This is a genomic window from Rhizobium sp. AN68, from assembly GCF_030758035.1.
Taxonomy (GTDB): Bacteria; Pseudomonadota; Alphaproteobacteria; order Rhizobiales; family Rhizobiaceae; genus Agrobacterium; species Agrobacterium tumefaciens.
The window spans coordinates 398,780-421,583 of the sequence record NZ_JARWMI010000002.1; the positions used below are offsets into that span (position 1 = coordinate 398,780).

Below are 22,804 nucleotides of genomic sequence, written 5' to 3' on the forward strand. Positions count from 1 at the left end.
CATTTTCTGGACGTAAAACCGCTACGCACTTTTACTGGAAATGCTCTAATGGAAATTGCGGGAAATGACCTTTATCCTCTCCATCTCATCTCCATCCTGGGTCGCAGGCGGTGGGCGTTTCCTGATGTTGCGATGATCGTCCGGCGGAATACCGTGGTGGAACTCGTCGCCGCGCCCATGCGGCAGAGGAAAGGGGTGGTTGCGCTCACCCACGCTTGCCAGCGCCTCTGACAGATCGGTCAGCCGGTGGGCGACCAGATGCACCACCTCGCCTTCCCGTTGGATCTTGCCGTAAATACCGACCATGCCGGCGGAAAGCACCACGCGCCGGTATTTTTCGAAGGTCTTGACCCACAGAACCGCATTGGCAATACCTGTCTCATCCTCCAGAGTCATGAAGATCACTCCCTTTGCCGAGCCTGGGCGCTGGCGCACCAGAACCAGCCCCGCCGTTTCCAGCCACGTGCCATCACGGACGCGCACCGCCTCCGCGCAGCTGACGATGCGCCGGCGGGAAAGATCGCGCCGCAGGAAGGACATGGGGTGTTCGCGCAGGGTCAGCCCCACATGGCCATAATCCTGCACCACCTCGCCGCCATCAGTCATGGGCCGCAGCGCGACGGAGGGTTCGGAAAGCTCATCCACCACAGCGTTTTCCCGACTGGCAGCGGCAGCAAAAAGCGGCAGCGGCTCATCCCGCAACGCCTTGATGGCCCACAGCGCCTCGCGTCTGGAAAGCGACAGCGACGGCAGAAAGGCATCGGCTTCGGCGAGACAGACTAGGGCAGCGGCGGGAACACCTGCCCTCCGCCAGAGATCGTCCACGGAAACTAAATCGCGATCCTGACGGCAGGCGACGATTTTTGCTGCATGATCGTTGGAAAGCCCCTTCACCATGCGCAGGCCAAGCCGCACGGCGTAGCGCTCTTTACCATTCGCATTCTTCTTGCCCGTGGGCTCCAGCGTGCAATCAAACCGGCTGTAGTTGACGCAAACCGGGCGCACCTCCACGCCATGGTCACGCGCATCACGCACAATCTGCGCCGGGGCGTAAAACCCCATGGGTTGCGAATTGAGAAGCGCCGTACAGAAAATATCGGGATGATGGCATTTCAGCCATGAGGAGGCATAGGCGATCAGCGCGAAGGAGGCCGCATGGCTTTCTGGAAAACCATAACTGCCGAACCCTTCCAGCTGCTTGAAGATGCGTTCGGCGAATTCTTGCTCATAACCACGATCCACCATGCCATCGATCATATCCTGGCGGAATTTGGAGATGGTGCCGACATTCTTGAAGGTCGCCATGGCGCGACGCAACTGATCCGCCTTACCAGGTGAAAAACCGGCGCATTCGATGGCGACGCGCATCGCCTGCTCCTGAAACAGCGGTACACCCAGCGTTTTGCCCAGCACGCCTCTCAGCTCCTCTTTGGGATAATGTTCTTCTTCTTTTTTGTCACGGCGACGAAGATAGGGGTGCACCATATCGCCCTGAATGGGACCGGGACGAACGATGGCGACCTGAATGACGAGATCGTAAAATATCTTTGGCTTCAACCGCGGCAGCATGGACATCTGCGCCCGGCTTTCAATCTGGAAGGTACCCAGCGTGTCGGCTTTCTGGATCATGGCATAGGTGGGGTTATCATCCTGTGGGACAGTGGCGAGATCGTATTTAACGCCCGTGCGCTCCTCCAACATGTTGAAACCGCGTCTCATGCAGGAGAGCATGCCGAGCGCCAGGCAATCCATCTTCATGAATTTGACGATATCTATGTCGTCTTTGTCCCATTCGATGATCTGCCGGTCGTCCATGGCGGCGGGTTCGATCGGCACCAACTCGTCCAGCCGGTCATGGGTCAGAACGAAGCCGCCCGGATGCTGGCTGTGATGGCGCGGCGTGCCGACAAGCTGGTTGGCCAGCTCGAAGGCGAGCTTCAGGCGGCGGTCCTCCATATTGAGGTTCAGTTCCTGCACCTGCTTTTCGCCCACCCCTTCGCTCCAGCGCCAGACCTGCGAGGACAGAAGTTTGGTCAAATCTTCCGGCAGGCCCAGAACCTTGCCGACATCGCGCAGCGCCCCGCGCCCGCGATAACGGGTGACGACCGAGCACAGCGCGGCCTTGTCGCGACCATAAGTGTTATAAACCCACTGGATGACCTCCTCGCGCCTTTGATGCTCAAAATCCACGTCGATATCAGGCGGCTCGCGCCGTTCTTCCGAAACGAAACGTTCGAACAGGAGATCAACCTTGAGAGGATCGATGGCGGTGATACCGAGCACATAACATACCACCGAATTGGCGGCTGAGCCGCGCCCCTGACAGAGAATATTTTCCCCCCGTGCAAATTGGACGATGGCATTTACCGTCAGAAAATAGGGTGCATATTCCAACCTGCCGATAAGCCCCAACTCATGATGCAGCGCCTTTTCGACCTTCTCCGGCAGACCATCCGGATAACGCCCCGGCGCCGCTTCCCAGACGAGCTTTTCCAACGCCTGTTGCGCCGTCAGCCCCGGCAGGCTGCGCTCTTCAGGATATTGATAGACCAGCTCCTTCAGCGAAAAGGTGCAACGCTTCGCGATTTCGAGGCTGCGGGCCAGTGCTTCCGGGTAGCGGGCAAACAGCCGGTGCATTTCCTGAGGCGGCTTCATATAGCGGTCGGCATGCCGCTCGCGCCGGAAACCCGCCTCGTCAATGGTGCAATTGTGCCGGATGCAGGTAACGACATCCTGCAGCATGCGACGCTCGGGCACATGAAACAGCACGTCATTGGTAACAACAGTCGGCACATCAGCGGCTGCAGCCATATTCGACAATTCGAAAAGCCGCATCTGGTCGTTGGGTCGTCTTCGCAGGCTCAGCGCCATATAGGCCCGGTCAGCAAAAGCGGCTTTCAACCGGCGCAGGCGAAGCGCGCAGAGATCGTCAGCCAGATCGGCGAGCAGCACCACGATAAGGCCTTCGCCATAAGCTACGAGATCGTCCCATGTGAGCCGACACTTACCCTTGCCACCCCTCTTCTTGCCGACGGAAAGCAGCCGACAAAGCCGGCCGTAAGCCGGGCGATCCATGGGATAGACAAGCACGGAAAGATCGTCATCCAGATCGAGCCGGCAGCCGATGACGAGCCGGATGCCATGATTATCGGCCGCTTCATAAGCGCGGGGAATGGCCGCAAGGCTATTGCGATCGACGATGCCGAGTGCCTCGATACCGAGATTTTTTGCCTGTTCGAACAGTTCATCACAGGAACTTGCACCGCGCAGGAAGGAGAAATGCGTGGTCACCTGAAGCTCGGCATAGCGCGGCGTGCTCATGCGAAGACCCCATGGATGAACCAGCCCTGCGAGCCCGTCTCGGTATGTTCGCCATCACCGGAGCGGAAAATCCAGAAGCGCTCGCCGCTTTCGTTTTCGACAGTGAAATAATCGCGCACGGCGGCCTTTTCGCGGTCGCGTTTCCACCATTCGCCAAACACCCGTTCCGGCCCATCAGCGCGCCGCACATTATGGCGCACGCCTTTCCAGATGAAATAACGCGGCGGATGATCCGGAAGCAGCGCCAGAGTTTCGATGGGTTCCGGCCTTGCAAAAAGCCTGACCGGGCGCGGCCAGTGGCAAGGCCAGCCGAGCGTATCCTCAGGTGCCAGCGCCGCAACGCTGGCAAGAGAACGTTCCGGCACGTCGCTTGCCACCGCCGCATAACGATAGACCCTGTGGCCGCGATTGAGGATGACATCGACCGTATCGGCGATTTCCGCACGCCCTTCCTCCAGAAGCGAGGACCGGGCCTGCGCGGCGACAAGCGGCTCGGCATGGGTGGCGGTCAGCACCATCATCTCAATGCCGAAACCGGGATCGATGGTATCGATACGGTCGGTCAGAAGCCGGACAAGCTGTTTGACATCACGCACCGGTCTGGAGGTGCCGGCCCGCACGGCCTGCAAGCCGCTATCCACCCGGTGCAGCACCAGATCGACGCGACGTGCGCCAAGGCCGCGCTTTTCCAGCGAGACGCAAAGCTCAGCAACCAGCTTTTGCACATAGCGGGCAATTGTCTCCGCCGCCGCGATCGGCTCGGGAAAGGCGAGGCGCACCTCCACCAGTTCGGCAATGCGCACCGGCTCGATAGGTTCGCCAGTCTCGCCGAAAGCCTGGGTAAGCCGCCTGACCACTTCCGGGCCGAAACGCAGGGTCAGCGGCGCCCGTGGAGCCTCGGCAAGTTCGCCTATGGTGCGAAAACCGAGCACCTTCAATCCGGAAACGATACGCTCCTCCAGCCTGAGCGCCGCCAGCGGCAGCCCGCTGATCGCCGCCCGCTGCCCTCCCGGCGATACGATGCTGATCTCCTTACGGCCAAACCGGGCAAGCGCATGGGCCGCCCCCCAGCTATCGGCAATGGCAGCGCGGGCGGCGAAGCCTGCGGCATGCAGGCGGTTCACCATGCCGCTCAACATCAGCGTCTCATTGCCGTGCAGATGGTCCGCACCTGCCGTATCCAGCACCAGCCCATCAGGCGGATCTGCGGCGACGATCGGGGCATAGATACGCAGGAAATGAAAAGCGAGTTGTTGCAGGGCGCGGGCATCCGCCGCCGCATCCAGATCTTCGACAACGAGACCCGGCACCAAAGCCTGCGCCTTGCTGACGGGTGTACCGGGCCGGATGCCCGCCGCCTTTGCTGCCTTGTTCAGCGCCAGCACCAGGCGGCGGCTGCCCTGACGGCCGATCATGACCAGCGGCTTTTCAACCGGCGGCGCGTTCTGCCCCGAAAGACGCCGGTAGCGATCCGTCGACCATGTCGGCAGGTAAAGCGAGACGACCCTTTGCATCACAGGCTTCCACTTCAAATGCAGCGCTTTCGCCGCCGCGACATCGCAAAAGTTCCAGAAACCAGCGTGGCCTGCCCACCCCCGGTACCGGCAGGGGCGAAGATGGCCGGACAGAGACACGCCAGCGGGTTACAGCGGCCGTCGGCTCGCCAAACAACGCCGCATCGGCCGGGCGCCGGAAGCGGCGAATGGCGATGCCAGTGACACCAGAGGTTTCCGCCGCCAGTTGCAACCGTCGCGAGGCATTCATCGGCAACTTCGCAAGCTCGCCCATCACGGCGCCAAAACCGTTGCAGCGCAAGCCTTCCTCGAAACAGTCGAGCACGCCTTTCTCATCGCGGCATTCGACGATGATGACGCGGTTCTGCGACAGGCCCGCCTGCGTCAATCCCGGCATGAACAGATCCCTGCGAGTAACACACCATAACACCTTGCCGGACAGCCTTGCTGCCACACCGGCCGCAAAAAGCGCCGCTGCCGCACCATCGGCGGCGCCATTGCCGCCGCCGCTCACCTCATGCAGGCAACCGAGCTTCAGCCCGCCTCCAGGCAAATGGTGATCGATGGCATCCACGCCGAAAGGCAAGGCCTCGTGCAGGCGGTGAGGACCGCCACCGATCCTTTCCAGCCTTTCACGCAGCTCTTCGACAACGAGCAACTGTTCCGCGCGCTTTTGCATGGCATGACAGGTTTCAATTCCGGTTTTTCAGTTTTATTGTTCCTGTTTTGTTCTTATTTCAGCAAAGAGTCAAGCAATGCTGTGCGGCTCTTCAACAGGTTTGCGCGGGAAGAGAGGGATTATGGCCTTGCGGCCATGTGTACCACCGTTAAAACGGATTATCCGGTCGGCCTCTCCCTTTTTGCGGATAATTGACGCGCCGGACATCAGGGTTTGGAGGAAACCGCCGATGATCGCCAGCATTCTGATTGCCGTGGTTGCGGCCATCCATGTTTACATCACCATTCTGGAAATGCTGCTGTGGGAAAAGCCGGCCGGCCGCAAGGCCTTCGGCCTCTCTGCGGATTTTGCGCGACAGACGAAGGCGCTTGCCGCCAATCAGGGGCTTTACAATGGTTTTCTGGCAGCCGGATTGATCTATGGGCTCACGCAGGGCGATGAAGGACTGAGTTTCAAGGTCTTCTTCCTCACCTGTGTCCTGATAGCCGGCATTTTCGGCGCCATTACCGCAAATATGAAAATCCTGTTCATTCAGGCTTTGCCGGCATTGTTTGCGCTCGGCTTCCTCTGGATCGGAGTATGAACCTATGACCGCATGGAACGACCTCCGCGCAAAAGACGCTCTCAACCGCATATTTATGGCGGCAGTGGCGAGTGCAGATCCCGCAAAGGTGCTGCAACATCATCTTCCTTCCCCGCCCAAGGGCAGGTGCGTGGTGGTAGGCGCGGGCAAGGCCTCGGCTGCCATGGCCGCAGCGCTTGATAAGGCCTGGGCGGATGTGAACCTCTCCGGTATCGTCGTAACTCGTTACGGTCATGCCGTTCCAGCCGGGTGCATCGAAATCATCGAGGCCTCCCATCCCGTGCCCGACGACATGAGTGCGGAAGCGGCAAGACGCATTCTTGCCGCCGTTGAAGGGCTGACCGCAGACGACATGGTGATCGCGCTAATTTCCGGCGGCGGTTCGGCGCTGATGGTCGCACCCGCCGAAGGCATGACGCTTGCGGACAAGATGGCCGTCAACCGCGCACTTCTTGCCAGCGGTGCGACGATTTCCGAGATGAATGCCGTGCGCAAGCACCTCTCCCGCATCAAGGGCGGACGACTGGCGCTGGCCGCCAAACCGGCCAGAGTGGTTTCGCTGTTGATTTCAGACGTACCGGGCGACGATCCCTCCGAAATCGCTTCCGGCCCCACGGTTGCCGATCCGAGCGATATCAACAATGTGCGGGAAATCGTCTCCCGTTATGCGCTCGATCTTCCCGAGAATGTGCGCAAAGTGCTGGAAAAGGGCGAGGAAACGCCGAAGGCAGGCGATATAGAAGAGGACATCAGGCTGATCGCGACACCCTCGCTCGCCCTACAGGCGGCGGCGGACGAGGCGGTGAAGCTTGGCCTTACGCCGCTCATCCTCGGGGATCTGCTGGAGGGCGAGTCAAAGGATGTCGGCGCGGTGATGGCGGGTATCGCCCTCTCCGCCAGCCGCAAGGGCCTGCCAGTCAAAGGCCCGGCCGTGCTGCTTTCCGGCGGAGAAACCACGGTGACGATCGGCAAAGGGCTGGCCGGCAAGGGTGGGCGCAACACGGAATTTCTGCTGAGCCTTGCGCTGACGCTGAAGGGTGCAGGCGGTATCTGGGCCATCGCCGGCGATAGCGACGGCATAGACGGCGTTGAGGATGCGGCAGGCGCACTGGTGACGCCCGATACGCTTGCGCGTATGCGCAACGCCGGTGCCGATCCGCGCCAGTCGCTGGTGGGACACGACAGCTACACCGCCTTCAAGGCGGTTGGCGACCTTGTCGTGACCGGTCCGACGCTGACGAATGTGAATGATATCAGGGCGATTTTGATCGGGTGAAAGCGGGAGAGCTCGAGCCTGTTATGGCCCTGCGGTGCGCATCGTTGAAGGTGGCTGTTTTGACTATACCGTCGGACAGGTATAATCTGGTGGCCTGTCTTTTGGAGCCTCAGCCATGCGTTTTGGAGTGCTCGTAATTGGTCTAGCCCTGGCCCTGATCCCCACCTTGGCGGATGCCCACAATTGCAAATGCCGAAATCGCGGTGTCATGTTCGAACTCGGCCAGACATCCTGCCTGAGGGTCGATGGCGGCTCCTATCTCGCGCGCTGCGAAATGAAACTCAACGTCTCGTCCTGGACGAAAATACAGGACGGTTGCCCCGTGACGGAAAGGGCGCTGCAGCAGATGACACACGTAAATTGATCACGTCTTCAGGTGTGTCGTGAGGGGAAAGCAGGCAGAGATACGCCGAGAGCTTGCCCCCTCATCCGGCCCTTCTCCCCCGCAGGGAGAAGAAATACGCCGCGACGCCATGTCGATCTTACAGCTTCACCCAGCCGCCATTCTTCTTGCCGGATTCGATGCAGGCGGTGACAAAAGCGACGCCTTTGACACCGTCATCGACGGTCGGATAGGTGACCGCCTTGTCTAGCTTCGAACCGGTGCGGCGGGCTTCGATGGCGTGGGCCGCTTCGGTATAGATGGTCGCGAAGGCTTCGAGATATCCTTCCGGATGGCCCGAGGGAATGCGCGTGACGCGTGCGGCCGCGGCACCGGCGCCAGCACCGCCGCGGGTGATGAGTTGTTTCGGCTCGCCAAGCTTCGTGAACCAGAGATAGTTCGGATCAGCCTGCGTCCACTCGATGCCTGCCTTGTCGCCGTAAACGCGGACCTTCAGCCCGTTTTCATGCCCGACAGCCACCTGGCTGCACCAAAGCAGGCCCTTGGCTGGTTGCTTGCCGTCCTTTGGCTTGAAGCGCAGCATCACATGCGCATTGTCGTCCAGACGGCGACCCTCCACGAAGGTATGTACATCCGCTGCCAGTTCATCGGCTTCCAGACCGGAAATGAAGCAGCCGAGATTATAGGCATGGGTGCCGATATCCCCTGTGGAGCCGCCGACACCGGATTGCGCCGGATCGGTGCGCCAGACGGCCTGTTTCGCACCGGTCTGCTCCAACGGCTCAGCCAGCCAATCCTGGGGATATTCCATCTGCACCAGACGGATGTTCCCGAGCGCACCGGTTTCCACCAGTTCACGCGCATGCCGCACCATAGGATAACCGGTGTAGTTATGGGTGAGGATGAACAGCGCGTCCGCCTTGTCCGCCACGTCCTTCAGCTTTTTGGCATCCTCCAGATTGGAGGTCAGCGGCTTGTCGCAGATGACATGGATGCCGCGTTCCAGAAACGCCTTCGCCGCAGGATAATGTACGTGGTTGGGCGTGACGATCGCTACCGCCTCGATACCATCCTCGCGAAGCGCTTCCTTCTCGGCCATTTCTTCGAATGACCCATAGCAACGCTCTGGAGCAAGCCCGAGTTCGCGGCCGGAGGCGAGGGATTTTTCCGGTGTCGAGGACAAGGCCCCGGCCACGAGATCGAAGCGGTTGTCGAGCCGCGCGGCCATGCGATGAACGCCGCCGATAAATGCACCCGAACCGCCACCCACCATGCCCAGGCGAATCCGCGTGTTCGCCTTGTCGGTTGTCTTTCCTTCAATAGCCATAATGTCTCCTCGGCATTTTCTAAGCGCATTCCCACACGGAAGACGGCTTCACACTTTTCCTGGAAATGCTTTTAAAGCCCAAGCATGCGCCGGTTGGCCGCATCATCGGTGCCGGCAGATGCGAAATCATCAAAGGCTTTTTCCGTGACGCGGATGATATGGTGCTTGACGAACTCGGCCCCTTCCCGGGCACCGTCTTCAGGATGTTTCAGCGCGCATTCCCATTCAACCACTGCCCATCCGTCGAAATCATTGGCAGCCATTTTCGAGAAGACCGCACCGAAATCCACCTGCCCGTCACCCAGCGAGCGGAAGCGGCCCGCACGGTTGACCCAACCCTGATAACCGCCATACACGCCTTGGCGGCCGGTCGGATTGAACTCAGCGTCCTTGACGTGGAACATCTTGATACGGTCTTTGTAGATGTCGATATTGTCAAGATAATCAAGGCATTGCAGCACATAATGCGACGGGTCGTAGAGCATGTTGGCGCGCTTGTGGTTCTTCACACGCTCCAGGAACATCTCGAAAGTCACGCCATCATGCAGATCTTCGCCGGGATGGATTTCGTAGCAGACATCCACGCCCTGCTCATCGGCGTAATCGAGGATCGGCGTCCAGCGTCTTGCCAGCTCGTCAAAGGCGGTTTCCACCAGACCGGCCGGGCGCTGCGGCCACGGATAGATGAAGGGCCAGGCAAGAGCACCCGAAAAGGTCGCATGTGCGTTGATGCCGAGATTTCTCGAAGCCTTCAGGGCAAGCTTCACCTGTTCCACCGCCCATTGCTGGCGAGCCTTCGGATTGCCGCGCACTTCAGGTGCTGCAAAACCATCGAAGGCCTCGTCATAGGCGGGGTGAACGGCAACCAGCTGGCCCTGCAAATGGGTGGAAAGCTCGGTTACCTCGACGCCGTTCTGGCGGGCGACACCCGCAAATTCATCGCAATAATCCTTGGATTCCGCAGCCTTTTTCAGATCGATCAACTGCCCGGCCCAGGTGGGAACCTGCACGCCGGCATAACCCTTTTCTGCCGCCCATTTGGTAATGCCGTCCCATGTATTGAAAGGCGCAGCATCACCGGCAAACTGACCGAGAAAAAGACCCGGTCCCTTGATCGTTTTCATAAAAATCTCCTCCTGTATCGATACAGTTCAGCGGTAAAACCGCTTTGGCTCCCAATTTGCCAAGCTAACCGCTCATAATTTTCAGACAAGCCCCAAATGCCGGGGAGCGAGAGAATTTCGTTATTCCACTAAAAAACGAAACACGTCTAAAGCGCCAGACCGCTTGCCCTGTCGAACACATGCACACGCTCGTGATGCACGGTGGCGGCAAAGGGGGTGTTGACCTTGACCAGTTGCTCGCCATCCACCACCGCCGTAACCTGATCGCCCGCCAGTTCGAAGACCACATGCGTCTGCGCGCCTGTCGGCTCGACCAACACCGTCCTGCCGGACAGCGAAATATCGCCGCCGACGGTCGAACCGATATGTTCCGGTCTCAACCCAATCGTCACCGACTGGCCGCGCTTGACATTTCTTGAGGCGGCAATGCGGATCGCCGTACCGTCCTTCAGCCGGGCGGCAGGTTGATCGCCCTCGCCGTCGACCACGCCTTCGATGAGGTTCATGGCCGGCGAGCCGATGAAGGCGGCAACGAAGAGATTAGCAGGTGTCTTGTAAAGTTCGAGCGGCGTGCCCTGCTGCTCGATACGGCCGTGATTGAGCACCACCACCCGGTCGGCCAGCGTCATTGCCTCGATCTGATCATGGGTGACGTAGATGGAGGTCGTACCTACTTTCTGATGCAGAGCCTTGATTTCGCTACGCATCTGCACGCGCAGCTTGGCATCCAGATTGGACAGCGGCTCATCGAACAGGAAGACGGCCGGGTTGCGCACCACGGCGCGGCCCATGGCGACGCGCTGGCGCTGGCCACCAGAAAGCTGCGAGGGCTTGCGGTCCAGAAGCTTGCCGAGATCGAGCATGCGTGCGGCTTCCGCCACGCGCTCATCGATGACGTTTTTCGGCTGCCCGGCAAGCTTCAGGTTGAAGCCCATGTTTTCGGCGACCGTCATATGCGGATAAAGCGCATAGGATTGGAATACCATGGCGATATTGCGCTCGCGCGGCGTCATGGAATTGACGACGGTGCCGCCAATGAGGATATCCCCATCGGTGATTTCCTCCAGCCCGGCGATCATGCGCAGCAGGGTAGATTTGCCGCAGCCCGAAGGCCCGACCAGCGCAATGAATTCGCCATCGGTTATATCGAGCGAGATGCCGTGAATGACATCGAGCGAGGCATAGGACTTGCGGATATCCCTAAGTTCGACGGAAGCCATGTTTTGCTCCTTTCAAGTCACGATTTGACGGCACCGGCCGTCAGGCCCGCGATGATGTGTTTCTGTGCGAGGAAGAAGACGATGACGGTCGGCAGGATCGTCAGCGTGATGAAGGCGAGCACGAGCTGCCATTCCGTGCCGAATTCGCCGCGATAGACCATGATGCCGAGTGGCCAGGGATATTTCGATTCCGAGTTCAGCATGATCAGCGGCAGAATGTAGCTGTTCCAGCTGCCGACGAAGGAAACGATCCCCACCGTCGCCACGATGGGTCGTGAGAGCGGCATCGAAATGTGCCAGAAGAAGCGCAGATAGCCGCAACCATCCACAAAAGCGGCCTGAAACAACTCTTCCGGCAGATTGCGGAAGTAATTGCGAAACAGAAGGATGCTCATGCCGAGCCCAAAAGCCACCTGCGGCAGAACCACGCCCCAATAGGTATCGAGCAGACCGAGATCGCGGATGCGGATGAACAGCGGCAGGATGGCGGTCGCCGCCGGGAACATCAGTCCCAGCAGGAAGTAATTCAGCAGGAAAGAAGAGCCGAAGAACTTCACATGCGCAAAGGTGAAGGCGGCCATGGCCGAGACGGTCAGCGTCAAAAAGACCGTCAACAGCGCAATCACCAGCGAATTGAATATCTGGAGCCAGTAGCGTTTGCCAAAGAGGATATCGCCGTAATTGGCCCATTGCCACTCGGCTGGCAGGCCGAACGGGTTGACGCGGAGATCCCCCAGCGTCTTGAAGCCGCCAAGCGCCGTCGTCAGAAGCGGGATGAGCACGATGGCCGCGATCAGGCTCAGCGATATATAAAGATAGAGCTTTGTTTGCAGCGGCATGCGGACGGAAGTGGATGGTTCAGTCATGGCGCATGAAAATCCTTTTGTAACCGAAGGCGAGCGTCACGCAGATAACGAAGAGAACGACACCCACCGCGCTGCCAAGCCCCACCTGCATGCGCATGACGCCGTAGGTGTAGAGAAAGGTGACCATGGTTTGCGTGGAGTTGGACGGACCGCCGCCGGTGAGCGGCATGATCATGTCGAACAGCTGTAGCGAGCCGATCACCGCAAAAAAGACGGACAGGCGCACCGTTGAGCCGAGCATTGGCAAGGTGACGTATCGAAACTTCTGCCAGCCGGAGGCGCCGTCGATTTCGGCAGCTTCCAGCACGTTCTTGTCGACGGATTGAAGGCCGGCGATGAACAACATCATGTGGAAACCGAAATACTTCCAGACGATGACGCCAAGCACGGCGTAGATCGCCACATCCTTGTCGGCCAGCACGTAAGGATTGGCGAACCCGAAGAAATTGGAGATGGCAGCGAAAAGGCCGTAATCGCCATCATAAACGAAGCGCCAGATCAGGCCGGCCGCGACATCCGCAAGGACATAGGGCAGGAAGAAAACTAGCCGAAAGGCAACGACGCCCGGAAGGCGGTGCGCCAGCATCATGGCAAGCCAGATCGCCAGCGGGATCTGGATCAGCACGGAAATCAGGATGATGAGGCCGTTATTGAGCAGAGCCTGCGAAAAGGCGGCATTGCCGAACAGGACCTGGAAATTCTTCAAGCCCACGAAATCGGTCGGCGTGCCGTAACCGTTCCAGCGGTAAAGGCTGTACCATGCCGCCTCGCCCATGGGCAGGATGACGAACAGGGTAAAGAGCAGCAATGCGGGCGGAAGGAAGACCAGCAGGGTCAGTGCTCGGTCATGCGCGACCGAGCTTTGCTTGCGCTTCGTCTTCGACGCGCCACGCGCCGGTATGGACGCAGAAGTCATGGAAATATCCGTCATCTCTATCCGCTTTCATTCAGGCAGATACTGCGGCGCCGCGTCCCGCGCGGCGCCGTCATGGAACCGAAATCAGCGAAGCTCGAAAGCATCCTGAATTTGCTTGGCACCCTCTTCGGCGCTCATCTGGCCGGAAACGATTTCGACGGAGACATCGTTGACCACGCGGCCAACGGCAGCGCCCAGTGTCTGGTCGAAGAAGTTCTGGTGCCAGGTAGAGCTTGCAAGCTGCTTGGCCGAATCCGCCAGCAGCGGGTTCTTGACCGCTCCATCCGCACCCGTCGCAACCGGCAGGATCATGCCCGCAGCCGCCATCTTCTCTTCACTTTCCTTGCTGGTCAGGAAGGCCGCGAAATCGATCGCTTCCATGGAAGCGTTTTTCGTGACTGCCCAACCATTCAGACCGCCCAGCGTGTCGGTGACTTTGCCAGCACCACCTTCGACGGCGGGAAAGGCGAAGCGACCGATATTGTCTGCCGCAAGGCCTTTGCCGTCACCGGCATTCTTGCGCTGGTTGGCTTCAGTATTGTCAAAGCCGAGGATCATCGCGGCCTTGCCATCACCGAAGACGCCGAGCGCCTGGGGCCAGGTGGAGCCGAGATAGCCGGGCTGGAAGGGTTCGAGCTTGCCGAACTCGGCCAGTTGCTCGCCCGCCTTGATGATGGAGGGATCCATGAAGCCTTCACCCTCGCCCTTGCGGGCGGCGTCGAACACGGTCTGCCCGCCATTGCGCATGACGAGATAGCTCCAGTAGAAATGGATCGGCCATTTTTCACCGCCACCACCGGCAATCGGAACGATACCGGCTGCCTTGATTTTCTTGACGGTGGCGCCGAGATCGTCCCAGGTCTTGATGTCTTCCGCCTTTACGCCCGCCTTGGCGAACAGCTCCTTGTTATAAAAGAAACTGACGAGGCTGACGCGGTAAGGCACGGCCCAGACCTTGCCGTCAAACGACAGACCATCGATTGCGGCCGCGCTATAGGCTTGGCGCAGCTTGCCACCATCGGCGTCGAAAACTTCCGTCAGGTCCTTCAGCGCACCGGTTTTGGACTGTTCTTCAAGAACACCGCCACCCCAGCTATAAAAGAAATCGGGAACGTCGTTGGACTGCAGCAGGGTAGGCAATTTTGCCTTGAACGCCTCGTTTTCCAGAAACTGCAGTTGCACGTCCACGTCAGGATGTTTGGCCTCATATTCCTTGGCAATCTCCTCCCAGACGGCCACGGATTTCGGGTCCAGCTCCACATGCATCCATTTAACGACCGTTGCGGCCGAGGCGCTTGCGGCGCCGAGCATGAGAGCAATGCTTGTCGTTGTGGCAAAGCCTATCAGCCTGCCGCCCAGGCTTGCGCCTGCGTGCCTAATCGTCATGATCGTGATCCTCCCTCGGGGATTTCCTCATTTATTCCCCAATGCGGATTAATTCACCTTAGCACTCGCTCATTGTCAAGGCGCCATGCCGATTTTTTGAGCGAACGACTTGACACACCCCTCCCTGACACCGTTATTTAATCCGCAATCCGACATAAATTGGTTTTCGAACCGGCATTGATCGCAGCAGGACCCCATGAAGACCGCAGACCCAGAACTGATGCGCGCGATCAACCGGCTAAGCGTGCTGGACAGCATCCGCCGCTACGGACCGATCTCCCGGGTGGAAATCAGCGAAAGAACGCAGCTTTCCACCACCACCGTATCGGCGATCACCGCATCGCTGCTCGATGACGGGCTTATCCTTACCCGCCATATCGGCGATATCCGCACGGAGGGCGCACGCGGCAGGCCGCGGGTGATGCTGGAGCTGAACCCGGATGCGGCCCGCGTGGTGGGCGCCAAGATTGCGGCAAGCCGCATGGTCTTCGTCGTCACCGATTTTTGCGGCAACGTGCTGTCCACTCTCGCCCTGCCGATCCGTGTAGACCGCCAACCGATCGGCGTCATTGCCGATCTGGTGGAAGACGGGGTGCGGCGTTGCGTGGTCGATGCCGGACTGTCGCTGGAAGATGTGGACATGGTCTGCCTTGGCCTGCCAGGCGTCATCGAACATCGCACCGGCAGGATCCGCAGCAGCCCTATCCTGCGGGAAGTAAACGTCGATTTTGCCGAGGAAATGACCTCACGACTGAATTCCCCCACCATCATCGAAAGCGACGCCCACGCCATCACGCTTGCCCATCACTGGTTCGGCCATGCGCGCGATCTGGAGGACATGGTGCTGATCTCGCTCGAGCAGACACTCGGGCTTGGCGTGATGCATCAGAACCAGCTGTTTCGTGGTGCAGGCGGCCTCAGCCACAATCTCGGCGACCTCGTGATCGGCCTTGCCAGTGAAGGAACCGTGCGGCTGGCGAGCCAGGCGGGCGAGAACGCCATTCTCGGTTCCCGCCCGGTGGACGGGCGTTTTGCAGAAGCTATCCGGCTTGGTCGCGGCATGCAGCATGCCCATGCACTGATTGCGGCGGAAGACAACGATCTTATTGCGGCAGCCTTGCGCGCCGGTGCAGCCCTTGGCCTGACGCTTGCCAATATCGTCACGCTGTTTGCGCCGCCACGGGTCATCATCACCGGCTCCAGTCTCGAGCTCGGCGAACCCTTCATTACCAGCATCCGCGACAGTTACAACGCCGCCGTGCCGCCATCGCTGGCAGGCGTCGCAGAGCTGGTTTTCGACGTTGCAAGCGACGAACTGTGGGCGCAGGGGGCGGCAGCTGTCGCACTTTACGAGCTTTACGAATCGCCATGGAACACCACAGGGCCGGCGCTCTAGCCGGCAAGGTTGAGAGTGGGCTTAGGCATTTCTGATTTACGGGAGGAAATCACATGAACAAGGTCGGCATCGGCATCATCGGCTGCGGCAACATCTCCAGCGCCTATCTCAAGGCGATGGCGTCGTTTCCCATTCTCGACATTCGCGGACTGGCGGATATGAACGAGGACGCAGCAAAAGCGCGGGCAGACGAGTTCGGCCTTCAGGCAAGAAGTATCGACGAACTTCTGTCTGACCCCTCCGTGGAAATCATCGTCAACCTGACGATTCCCAAGGCGCATGTGGAGGTGGGCCTGCGCGCACTTGAGGCGGGAAAACATGCCTATTCGGAAAAGCCGCTCGGCATCAATTTCGCGGAGGGTAAACGGCTTGCGGACGCGGCAAAGGCAAAGGGCCTGCGCATCGGTTCGGCACCGGACACTTTCCTCGGCGGCGGGCACCAGACCGCGCGCCGCCTGATAGACGAAGGCGTGCTCGGCCAGCCGGTTGGCGGAACGGCTACCTTCATGTGCCCCGGCCATGAGCGCTGGCATCCCAACCCCGCCTTTTATTACGAAGTCGGCGGCGGGCCGATGCTGGATATGGGACCCTATTACATCACCGATCTCGTCAACCTGTTCGGCCCGGTCGCCAAGGTGGCAGGTTTCGCCATCGCGCCGCGCAACGAACGCCTCATCACCAGCGAACCTAAGAATGGCGAGAAAATCCCAGTTCATGTCGCCACCCATGTTTCCGGCGTGCTGGCATTCAAGAACGGCGCGGTGGTGCAGGTGGGCATGAGCTTCGATGTGGCTGGCCACAAACATGTACCGCTGGAAATCTACGGAACGGAAGGCACATTGATCGTGCCCGACCCCAATCATTTCGGCGGTGAGGTGCAATTGCTGAAAAAGGGCGGCCAGTTCGAGCCGCAGGCACTGTCTTCGCCCTATGCTGACGGCAACTACCGCTCGATCGGCGTGGCCGACATGGCCCATGCGATACGCGAAAACCGCCCGCACCGCGCCAATGGCGATCTTGCCTTGCACGTGCTGGAGGTCATGGAGGCCTTCCAGACGGCATCGGACAGCGGCACCACCGTTTCCATCACCACCGAGGTGGAGCGCCCTGCTCCCCTTGAAACTTCGCTGGTCGACGGCCAGCTCGGCAAATAATCCCGAGGAGGAAATAAATGCGCGAAGCACTCATCGTCTGGGGCGGCTGGAGCGGCCACGAGCCGCAGGAATGCGCCACAATCGTCAAGGATATTCTGGAAGAGGATGGTTTCAAGGTATATGTCGAACACAGCACGGAGGCGTTCGCCGATCCGTCCGTGCATGATCTGAGCCTTGTCGTGCCGATCGTGACAATGTCGAAGATCGAGAAGGAAGAGATCAAGAATCTCACCGCTGCCGTCGAAAACGGCGTCGGCATTGCCGGCTTTCACGGTGGTGCAGGCGACAGTTTCCGCGACTGCGTCGAATACCAGTTCATGATCGGCGGCCAGTGGGTCGCCCATCCCGGCAATATCATCGACTATCACGTCAACATCACCCGCCCCGACGACCCGCTGATGGAGGGAATTTCCGATTTCCCCTACACATCGGAGCAATACTACATGCATGTCGATCCATCCAACGAGGTGCTGGCGACGACAAAATTCACCGGCGACCACGCCTGGTGGATCGACGGTGTAGTGATGCCGGTGGTCTGGAAACGCAAATACGGCAAGGGCCGCGTCTTCTATTCGGCGCTTGGCCATCAGGCCAAGGAGTTTTCCGTGCCGCAGATGAAGACCATGTTCCGCCGCGGCGCCAACTGGGCGGCACGTTAAAGCGTGCATTGAGAGGCGGCCAAACAAGGCCGCCTTTTCCCTATCATCAACCCCGGATAATTTCTTCTGCAGCCATCGCCACACCCAGAACGTGGTCGTCCGTGCCGTGCAGGCCTGATAGCAGCAGGCCAACGGGCATGCCCGCCTCGCCCGTGCCGCAGGGAATGGAAACGCCGCAGAGATCGAAGAAGTTGCCGATCTGGGTGTTGCGCAGGGTCTTGGCATTCATGGCAAAGAAGGTCTCATCATTCTCCACAAGCGGTGCGACCTTGGCCGCGACATGAGGCAATGTCGGCGATATCAGCAGCTCATTCTTGCCAGTCATGCCCGAAAAAGCCGCCGTCATGCGTTCGCGCGCCTCGATAATGGCGATGTAATCCGGCATGGAGATATTCGCGCCCAGTCTTGCTCGCGCAACCACGCGCGGGTCCATGCGAGCCGCATCAGCACCTTCCAGCCGCGCCTTGTGCAGGGCGAAGGCTTCCGCCGTTACCAGCGCACCCTTTTCCTTGATAAGATCGAATAATTGCGAAAAGACCGGAAATGCCTGCCGCCGTACAGAAGCGCCGGCCCGGGAAAGCCGTTCCACCGCCTGCTCAAAAGCGACCGCGACGCCCTCCTCGATGCCATCGAAAAACACTGTTTCCGGCACGACGAGCGACAAGCCGGACAGAGGTGCGCGCGCCGCATCAACAGCCGCCTTGCCACGCATGGCGGCATCTACCCACACGGCGTCCTGCACAGTGCGAGTGAGCGGGCCGAGCAGAATCGAGACTTTTAGCCAGCGGATAGACGCCGCGCATCGAGTAACGGCCGCGGCTCGCCTTGTACCCCACCACACCGTTGAAGGCGGCGGGAATGCGCACCGATCCGCCGGTATCCGTACCGATTGCCACCGGCACCAGGCCGGCCGCAACCGCGACACCCGCGCCGGAAGAAGAGCCGCCCGGCAGCCGGTGGACATCCTTGGAGGCGGGATTGCGCGGGGTTCCGTAATGCGGGTTGATGCCAAGGCCGGAAAACGCGAACTCGCTCATATTGGTACGGCCGATGCAGACCATCCCGGCGTCCTTCAGCGCGCTCACCACATCCGCGTCACGGGACGCAGGCGCATCATTCGAAAGCACCGTCGATCCAGCCGTGGTCACAGTGCCTTCGAGATCGAAAAGGTCCTTCCAGGCCACTGGAATGCCGTCGAGCACGCCGCAGGATCGACCCTCGCGAATGCGTTTCAAGGCGCCTTCCGCCTCCGCCATGGCCCGCTCCGCCGTCAAGCCGACAAAGATCGCCCGGTCTTCCGATTTCCCGATTGCATCAAGGGTCTCTTCCGCCAAGGCGCGCGGATCAAGATGGCCGCTCTGGATGAGAATGGAAAGCTGCGCGATGTTTTTGCCCTTGTGAGCCATGATATGTTCCCTGAAACCGGCATGTTACGCACAACATGCCGTTTATCGGCAGCTTGGCAAGGTCAATCGCGGTACCCTTGCAACCATAAAGCCCGGTTGATGAGCGCGAAAAGAGGCCCCTATGCATCGGCGTATTTGGCGTCGATGTCCCATCACAAGCCACCGAATATTTCAACCTGAGGTACATATTTTCGGCGCCTTATATAAGCGGCGACTATAAAAAGACGGATTAATTCTTAATCGCATCTAAACTTTGTTGAATTATTTAGCAGACACCATTGAAATACATGCCCTATAAAAATTCCATAAAACAATCATAACGCGACATCGCGGGGGAATATCGCGAATGGAAGAGACTGCCTATCGGGGGATAGATAGACAGACTGAAACCGGTGACACGCTTCGCTCAACGACGCAGCCGGTACCAGGCCGCTTTTCGAGGCGGCGTTCGCTCGCCAGCAAGATAACCCTGATATTTCTCGGCGGCGTGATCTTTTCCTACAGCATCGGGGCGCTCGTCGGCTGGTACATGTTCGTTGCCGCCGCCAGCGAGCAATGGCTCAACCAAGCCCGCGTCAATTCGCAGATTGCCAGCGCCACCCTGCGCAGCATCTATACCTATGTCAGCGTCACCGCCGACACGGACGGACAGGTGAACGGTATCTTGACCGACAAGCCGATTGGCGACGACGCATCCATTCTCGTTACCGGCTTCAACCCCAGCGACGTTCTCGCCCTCATCGGTGCGCAGACCAAGAATGCCGTCTGGCTTTTCCGCTACGATGAGGCCGATTCCGGATTCCGTCAAATCGCGGCGGCCTTCGACAACGCCACCGACGACGCCGAAAAACCGATTGCCACCGATCCCATCTTCTCCAGAGATGCGGTCGCCGCGCGTTTTGCCACCGGCTTTGCGACGATTGGCGATTCCAGCCATTATATCGGCCTGTTGCCGATCATCAGCACGGAAACGAAAAAGCCGATTGGCGCGGTCGCCGTCAGCATCGGCGGTTCGGACGCGCTTTATGGCGCGCAGCGCAAGCTCATCTACAATTCGCTCGTCGCCCTGATCGTTGTTCTGACCGTCACCGGCGTTCTCGTGACGCTGATTGCCAGGCATTTTCTGAAACCCGTTCCGGCGCTGGTGCAGGCGACACTCAGGATCGCCCGTGAGGAAACCGATGTCGTCACGCCGTTTCAGGATCGACGGGACGAGATCGGCGACATGGCCACCGCCATCGAAACCCTGCGGGAGGCCGTTCTGGAACGTGGACGGCTCAGGCAGATCCGCGACATGGCGCAGCAACTGGAACATATGGCCCATCACGATGCGCTGACGGGGCTTCCCAACCGCGTGCTCTTGATGAAGACGCTGGAGAACCGTCTCGAACATCTTTCCACGTCAGGCCAGCCGTTCAACGTCATGCTGCTCGATCTCGACCGCTTCAAGGCCGTCAACGATACGTTGGGACACGCGGCAGGCGACGCCCTGCTGGTGGCCGTGGCCTCGCGGATTTCCTCCGTGCTCGGTGAAAACGACATGGTGAGCAGGCTCGGCGGCGACGAATTTGCGATCATACAAGCGGTGACCGATAATTGTCGCGAGGATGCGGGCGCGCTGGCAAAGCGCGTGGTCCATGCGGTCTCGCGCAGCTTCAGCCTCGAAGGTAGCCATATAAGCGTCGATACCAGCATCGGCATCGCCTGCGCGCCCGATCACGGCAACTCCGCCACCCAGCTTCTGCAACATGCGGACCTTGGTCTCTACCGGGCGAAATCCATGGGATGCGGCTTTTTTGTCTTTTACGAGCCTGGCATGGACATGGCGGCGCAGCACAAGCACGCGCTCGAAATAGACATGAAATCCGCGCTCGAAAACCAGGAATTCGAGCTGTACTACCAGCCCGTGGTCAATCTGGAGAGCGGCCGCATTGTCGCCTACGAGGCCCTTGCCAGATGGCGGCACAGCAAGCTTGGCATCATCACGCCGGATCGCTTCATAACGCTTGCCGAAGAAAACAATTTCATCAAACCTCTGGGCGAATGGGTTTTGGCGCAGGCCTGCATGGACGCCATGACCTGGCCCAGGGATATCCGACTTGCCGTCAATCTTTCCGCCGTGCAGCTTTGCAATGACGATATTGTCCCGATCGTTGACAGCGCGCTGAAAGCCTCCGGCTTCCCGGCCGAGCGGCTCGAGCTTGAAGTGACGGAAACGGCAATGCTCGAGCGCGACAACAGCGCCAGGGCTTTAAAGCTGCTGAAGGAAATGGGCGTCCGCCTCGTGCTTGATGATTTCGGCACCGGTTATGCCGGGTTGAGCACGCTGACGCATGTTGCCTTCGACAAGATCAAGATCGACCGCGAATTCGTTTCCGGCCTGCCGGAAAATCCAATGTGCTCGGCCATCGTCAACACCATCATCGACATGGCAGAACAGATCGGCCTGAAAGTCACCGCCGAGGGCGTGGAAGACAAGAAACAGGTCGAGGCCCTCAAGCTTTCCGGATGCGACGAGGCACAGGGCTATTATTTTGCCGAGCCGGCGCCGCTTGCCCGGATACTCAAAAACCGTGCAGTCATCGCCCAAACCGGAAACGACGAATATAGCGACGGCGGGCGACCGATGCAGGAAACCTATTACCCGCCACAAAAAGCGATTTGAGAACGCGGCTGACAGCCAAAAGGACATAAAATGCGCATTTTAGTATTTTGCCTTTTCCTCACATGCTTTATCCCCACAACTCCGGTGCAGGCCGCCGGCGAAGGCGATACGCTTCGGCAGATTGCCAAGACCGCGAAAATCCGCATCGGTTATCGTGAGGCCGAACCGCCGTTTTCCTATCAGCTGCCGGACGGAGAAGTGACCGGCTTCTCGACTGATCTTTGCCGCGCGATCAGCGAGGACATCCGCACGCAGCTGAAGCTGGACAAACTCGACATAGAATATGTAAAGGCCACGCCCGCGACGCGGTTCATTCTCGTCCGTAGCGGAAAGATCGATATTGAATGCGCGGCGACGACCAACAACAGCGAACGCCGGAAAATGGTGGATTTCTCCTATCCGAATTTCATGACCGCGACGCAATTTCTCTCCCGTAAACAGGACAATCTGAAGAGCCTTGCCGATCTGGCCGGACGCTCCGTCACATCCGCCTCCGGCACGGTCAACATCGAGCAGCTGAATGCGGTGAACCGCGAAAAGAACCTCAATATCTCGGTGATGCCCACAAAAACCAATGAGGAAGCCTTCGAACTCGTCGTTGCCGGCAAGGCCTCTGCTTTCGTCATGGATGGCATATTGCTGGCGGCGCTGGCGGCAACATCGGAGAATCCAGACCTCTACGCGCTCTCGGACGAAACGCTGAGCGCACCCGAACCGTATGGCCTGGTGTTTCGGCGCAACGACCCGGCCTTCAAGGCGGCGGTCAACGAAAGCCTGCGGCAGATCTTCACCGGTCCCACCATTCACGGCCTTTACGAAAAATGGTTCACCAAACCCATTCCGCCCAATGGCATGAACCTGAACCTGCCGATGACCGCCTCCTTGAAACAAGCCTATGACCATCCGAGCGAATACCGGGACTGAGAGAGTAAAAAACCCACCTCTATTTTATGAAAATGTTTTGACAGA

18 protein-coding genes and 1 pseudogene are annotated in these 22,804 nt (G+C 59.3%); 8 read left to right on the forward strand and 11 right to left on the reverse strand.

Features of this window, described 5'->3' with window-relative positions:
- Positions 1 to 45: 45 nt before the first annotated feature.
- From RBH71_RS05290 to RBH71_RS05305, 4 genes are all read right to left on the reverse strand, one after another.
- The gene (locus RBH71_RS05290) at positions 46 to 3,321 is read right to left on the reverse strand and encodes an error-prone DNA polymerase (protein ID WP_111802569.1); all 3,276 of its coding nucleotides are present in this window, start codon (positions 3,319 to 3,321) and stop codon (positions 46 to 48) included.
- Positions 3,318 to 4,835, reverse strand: a complete 1,518-nt coding sequence (locus tag RBH71_RS05295; RefSeq protein WP_323687192.1) for a DNA polymerase Y family protein — start codon at positions 4,833 to 4,835, stop codon at positions 3,318 to 3,320. The genes RBH71_RS05290 and RBH71_RS05295 overlap by 4 nt, the downstream gene beginning before the upstream one ends.
- A complete protein-coding gene (locus tag RBH71_RS05300) occupies positions 4,750 to 5,514 on the reverse strand; it encodes an ImuA family protein (protein WP_025595750.1) in 765 nt (254 codons plus the stop codon). Before RBH71_RS05300 ends, RBH71_RS05295 begins: the two co-directional genes overlap by 86 nt.
- 69 nt (positions 5,515 to 5,583) lie before the next feature.
- Positions 5,584 to 5,757 (reverse strand): hypothetical protein, encoded by a 174-nt coding sequence (locus tag RBH71_RS05305; RefSeq protein ID WP_003510714.1) that lies wholly within the window; start codon positions 5,755 to 5,757, stop codon positions 5,584 to 5,586.
- Between RBH71_RS05305 and RBH71_RS05310 the strand changes: the two genes are divergently transcribed.
- The 3 genes from RBH71_RS05310 (at position 5,744) to RBH71_RS05320 (ending at position 7,737) form a co-directional block, all read left to right on the forward strand.
- Positions 5,744 to 6,097: a DUF1304 domain-containing protein gene (locus tag RBH71_RS05310; protein ID WP_111801426.1), complete on the forward strand. Its 354-nt coding sequence runs from the start codon at positions 5,744 to 5,746 to the stop codon at positions 6,095 to 6,097. The two genes, RBH71_RS05305 and RBH71_RS05310, sit on opposite strands and share 14 nt — an antisense overlap.
- A 4-nt stretch (positions 6,098 to 6,101) precedes the next feature.
- Positions 6,102 to 7,373: a glycerate kinase gene (locus tag RBH71_RS05315; protein ID WP_323687193.1), complete on the forward strand. Its 1,272-nt coding sequence runs from the start codon at positions 6,102 to 6,104 to the stop codon at positions 7,371 to 7,373.
- Positions 7,374 to 7,488: 115 nt separating this feature from the next.
- On the forward strand, positions 7,489 to 7,737 hold the full coding sequence (locus RBH71_RS05320) for a hypothetical protein (RefSeq protein WP_111802572.1): 249 nt from the start codon (positions 7,489 to 7,491) through the stop codon (positions 7,735 to 7,737).
- 118 nt (positions 7,738 to 7,855) lie between these two features.
- On the opposite strand, the gene RBH71_RS05325 is transcribed toward RBH71_RS05320, so the two are convergent.
- The 6 genes from RBH71_RS05325 to RBH71_RS05350 all read right to left on the reverse strand — a co-directional run bounded on the left by RBH71_RS05325 (position 7,856) and on the right by RBH71_RS05350 (position 14,555).
- Positions 7,856 to 9,043, reverse strand: coding sequence for a Gfo/Idh/MocA family protein (locus tag RBH71_RS05325; protein ID WP_111802573.1), 1,188 nt, complete (start codon positions 9,041 to 9,043; stop codon positions 7,856 to 7,858).
- Positions 9,044 to 9,114: 71 nt separating this feature from the next.
- The gene (locus RBH71_RS05330; RefSeq protein ID WP_003510723.1) at positions 9,115 to 10,167 is read right to left on the reverse strand and encodes a sugar phosphate isomerase/epimerase family protein; all 1,053 of its coding nucleotides are present in this window, start codon (positions 10,165 to 10,167) and stop codon (positions 9,115 to 9,117) included.
- Positions 10,168 to 10,313: 146 nt separating this feature from the next.
- A complete protein-coding gene (locus tag RBH71_RS05335) occupies positions 10,314 to 11,387 on the reverse strand; it encodes an ABC transporter ATP-binding protein (protein WP_003510725.1) in 1,074 nt (357 codons plus the stop codon).
- 17 nt (positions 11,388 to 11,404) lie between these two features.
- Positions 11,405 to 12,253, reverse strand: coding sequence for a carbohydrate ABC transporter permease (locus RBH71_RS05340; RefSeq protein WP_003510727.1), 849 nt, complete (start codon positions 12,251 to 12,253; stop codon positions 11,405 to 11,407).
- Positions 12,246 to 13,184, reverse strand: coding sequence for a carbohydrate ABC transporter permease (locus RBH71_RS05345; RefSeq protein ID WP_003510729.1), 939 nt, complete (start codon positions 13,182 to 13,184; stop codon positions 12,246 to 12,248). Before RBH71_RS05345 ends, RBH71_RS05340 begins: the two co-directional genes overlap by 8 nt.
- A 69-nt stretch (positions 13,185 to 13,253) precedes the next feature.
- Positions 13,254 to 14,555 carry an ABC transporter substrate-binding protein gene (locus tag RBH71_RS05350; protein WP_111802574.1) on the reverse strand — a complete coding sequence of 434 codons (1,302 nt, stop codon included), beginning with the start codon at positions 14,553 to 14,555 and terminating at the stop codon, positions 13,254 to 13,256.
- A 196-nt stretch (positions 14,556 to 14,751) separates the two neighbouring features.
- Here RBH71_RS05350 and RBH71_RS05355 point away from each other — a divergent pair, with 196 nt between their 5' ends.
- The 3 genes from RBH71_RS05355 to RBH71_RS05365 are packed head-to-tail and all read left to right on the forward strand — an operon-like array spanning position 14,752 to position 17,764.
- Positions 14,752 to 15,951, forward strand: a complete 1,200-nt coding sequence (locus RBH71_RS05355) for an ROK family transcriptional regulator (RefSeq protein WP_111789815.1) — start codon at positions 14,752 to 14,754, stop codon at positions 15,949 to 15,951.
- Between the two features lie 53 nt (positions 15,952 to 16,004).
- The gene (locus RBH71_RS05360) at positions 16,005 to 17,105 is read left to right on the forward strand and encodes a Gfo/Idh/MocA family protein (RefSeq protein ID WP_111810007.1); all 1,101 of its coding nucleotides are present in this window, start codon (positions 16,005 to 16,007) and stop codon (positions 17,103 to 17,105) included.
- Between the two features lie 17 nt (positions 17,106 to 17,122).
- Positions 17,123 to 17,764, forward strand: a complete 642-nt coding sequence (locus RBH71_RS05365) for a ThuA domain-containing protein (protein WP_003510737.1) — start codon at positions 17,123 to 17,125, stop codon at positions 17,762 to 17,764.
- A gap of 46 nt (positions 17,765 to 17,810) precedes the next feature.
- Here RBH71_RS05365 and RBH71_RS05370 read toward each other — a convergent pair.
- Positions 17,811 to 19,170, reverse strand: a pseudogene (locus RBH71_RS05370) (amidase).
- Positions 19,171 to 19,516: 346 nt separating this feature from the next.
- Here RBH71_RS05370 and RBH71_RS05375 point away from each other — a divergent pair.
- Entirely contained in the window at positions 19,517 to 21,835 is a 2,319-nt protein-coding gene (locus RBH71_RS05375) for an EAL domain-containing protein (protein WP_111802577.1), read from the forward strand.
- A 30-nt stretch (positions 21,836 to 21,865) separates the two neighbouring features.
- On the forward strand, positions 21,866 to 22,759 hold the full coding sequence (locus tag RBH71_RS05380; RefSeq protein ID WP_035199407.1) for an amino acid ABC transporter substrate-binding protein: 894 nt from the start codon (positions 21,866 to 21,868) through the stop codon (positions 22,757 to 22,759).
- The last annotated feature ends 45 nt before the right edge of the window (positions 22,760 to 22,804 follow it).

Excerpts from the sequence above, each read along its gene's own strand:
- RBH71_RS05320 (WP_111802572.1), top strand. The coding sequence starts at position 7,489 with ATGCGTTTTGGAGTGCTCGTAATTGGTCTAGCCCTGGCCCTGATCCCC.
- RBH71_RS05305 (WP_003510714.1), bottom strand. The coding sequence starts at position 5,757 with ATGCTGGCGATCATCGGCGGTTTCCTCCAAACCCTGATGTCCGGCGCG.
- RBH71_RS05365 (WP_003510737.1), top strand. The coding sequence starts at position 17,123 with ATGCGCGAAGCACTCATCGTCTGGGGCGGCTGGAGCGGCCACGAGCCG.
- RBH71_RS05380 (WP_035199407.1), top strand. The coding sequence starts at position 21,866 with ATGCGCATTTTAGTATTTTGCCTTTTCCTCACATGCTTTATCCCCACA.
- RBH71_RS05290 (WP_111802569.1), bottom strand. The coding sequence starts at position 3,321 with ATGAGCACGCCGCGCTATGCCGAGCTTCAGGTGACCACGCATTTCTCC.
- RBH71_RS05340 (WP_003510727.1), bottom strand. The coding sequence starts at position 12,253 with ATGACTGAACCATCCACTTCCGTCCGCATGCCGCTGCAAACAAAGCTC.
- RBH71_RS05295 (WP_323687192.1), bottom strand. The coding sequence starts at position 4,835 with ATGCAAAGGGTCGTCTCGCTTTACCTGCCGACATGGTCGACGGATCGC.
- RBH71_RS05300 (WP_025595750.1), bottom strand. The coding sequence starts at position 5,514 with ATGCAAAAGCGCGCGGAACAGTTGCTCGTTGTCGAAGAGCTGCGTGAA.
- RBH71_RS05350 (WP_111802574.1), bottom strand. The coding sequence starts at position 14,555 with ATGACGATTAGGCACGCAGGCGCAAGCCTGGGCGGCAGGCTGATAGGC.
- RBH71_RS05310 (WP_111801426.1), top strand. The coding sequence starts at position 5,744 with ATGATCGCCAGCATTCTGATTGCCGTGGTTGCGGCCATCCATGTTTAC.
- RBH71_RS05315 (WP_323687193.1), top strand. The coding sequence starts at position 6,102 with ATGACCGCATGGAACGACCTCCGCGCAAAAGACGCTCTCAACCGCATA.
- RBH71_RS05345 (WP_003510729.1), bottom strand. The coding sequence starts at position 13,184 with ATGACGGATATTTCCATGACTTCTGCGTCCATACCGGCGCGTGGCGCG.
- RBH71_RS05355 (WP_111789815.1), top strand. The coding sequence starts at position 14,752 with ATGAAGACCGCAGACCCAGAACTGATGCGCGCGATCAACCGGCTAAGC.
- RBH71_RS05325 (WP_111802573.1), bottom strand. The coding sequence starts at position 9,043 with ATGGCTATTGAAGGAAAGACAACCGACAAGGCGAACACGCGGATTCGC.
- RBH71_RS05330 (WP_003510723.1), bottom strand. The coding sequence starts at position 10,167 with ATGAAAACGATCAAGGGACCGGGTCTTTTTCTCGGTCAGTTTGCCGGT.
- RBH71_RS05375 (WP_111802577.1), top strand. The coding sequence starts at position 19,517 with ATGGAAGAGACTGCCTATCGGGGGATAGATAGACAGACTGAAACCGGT.
- RBH71_RS05335 (WP_003510725.1), bottom strand. The coding sequence starts at position 11,387 with ATGGCTTCCGTCGAACTTAGGGATATCCGCAAGTCCTATGCCTCGCTC.
- RBH71_RS05360 (WP_111810007.1), top strand. The coding sequence starts at position 16,005 with ATGAACAAGGTCGGCATCGGCATCATCGGCTGCGGCAACATCTCCAGC.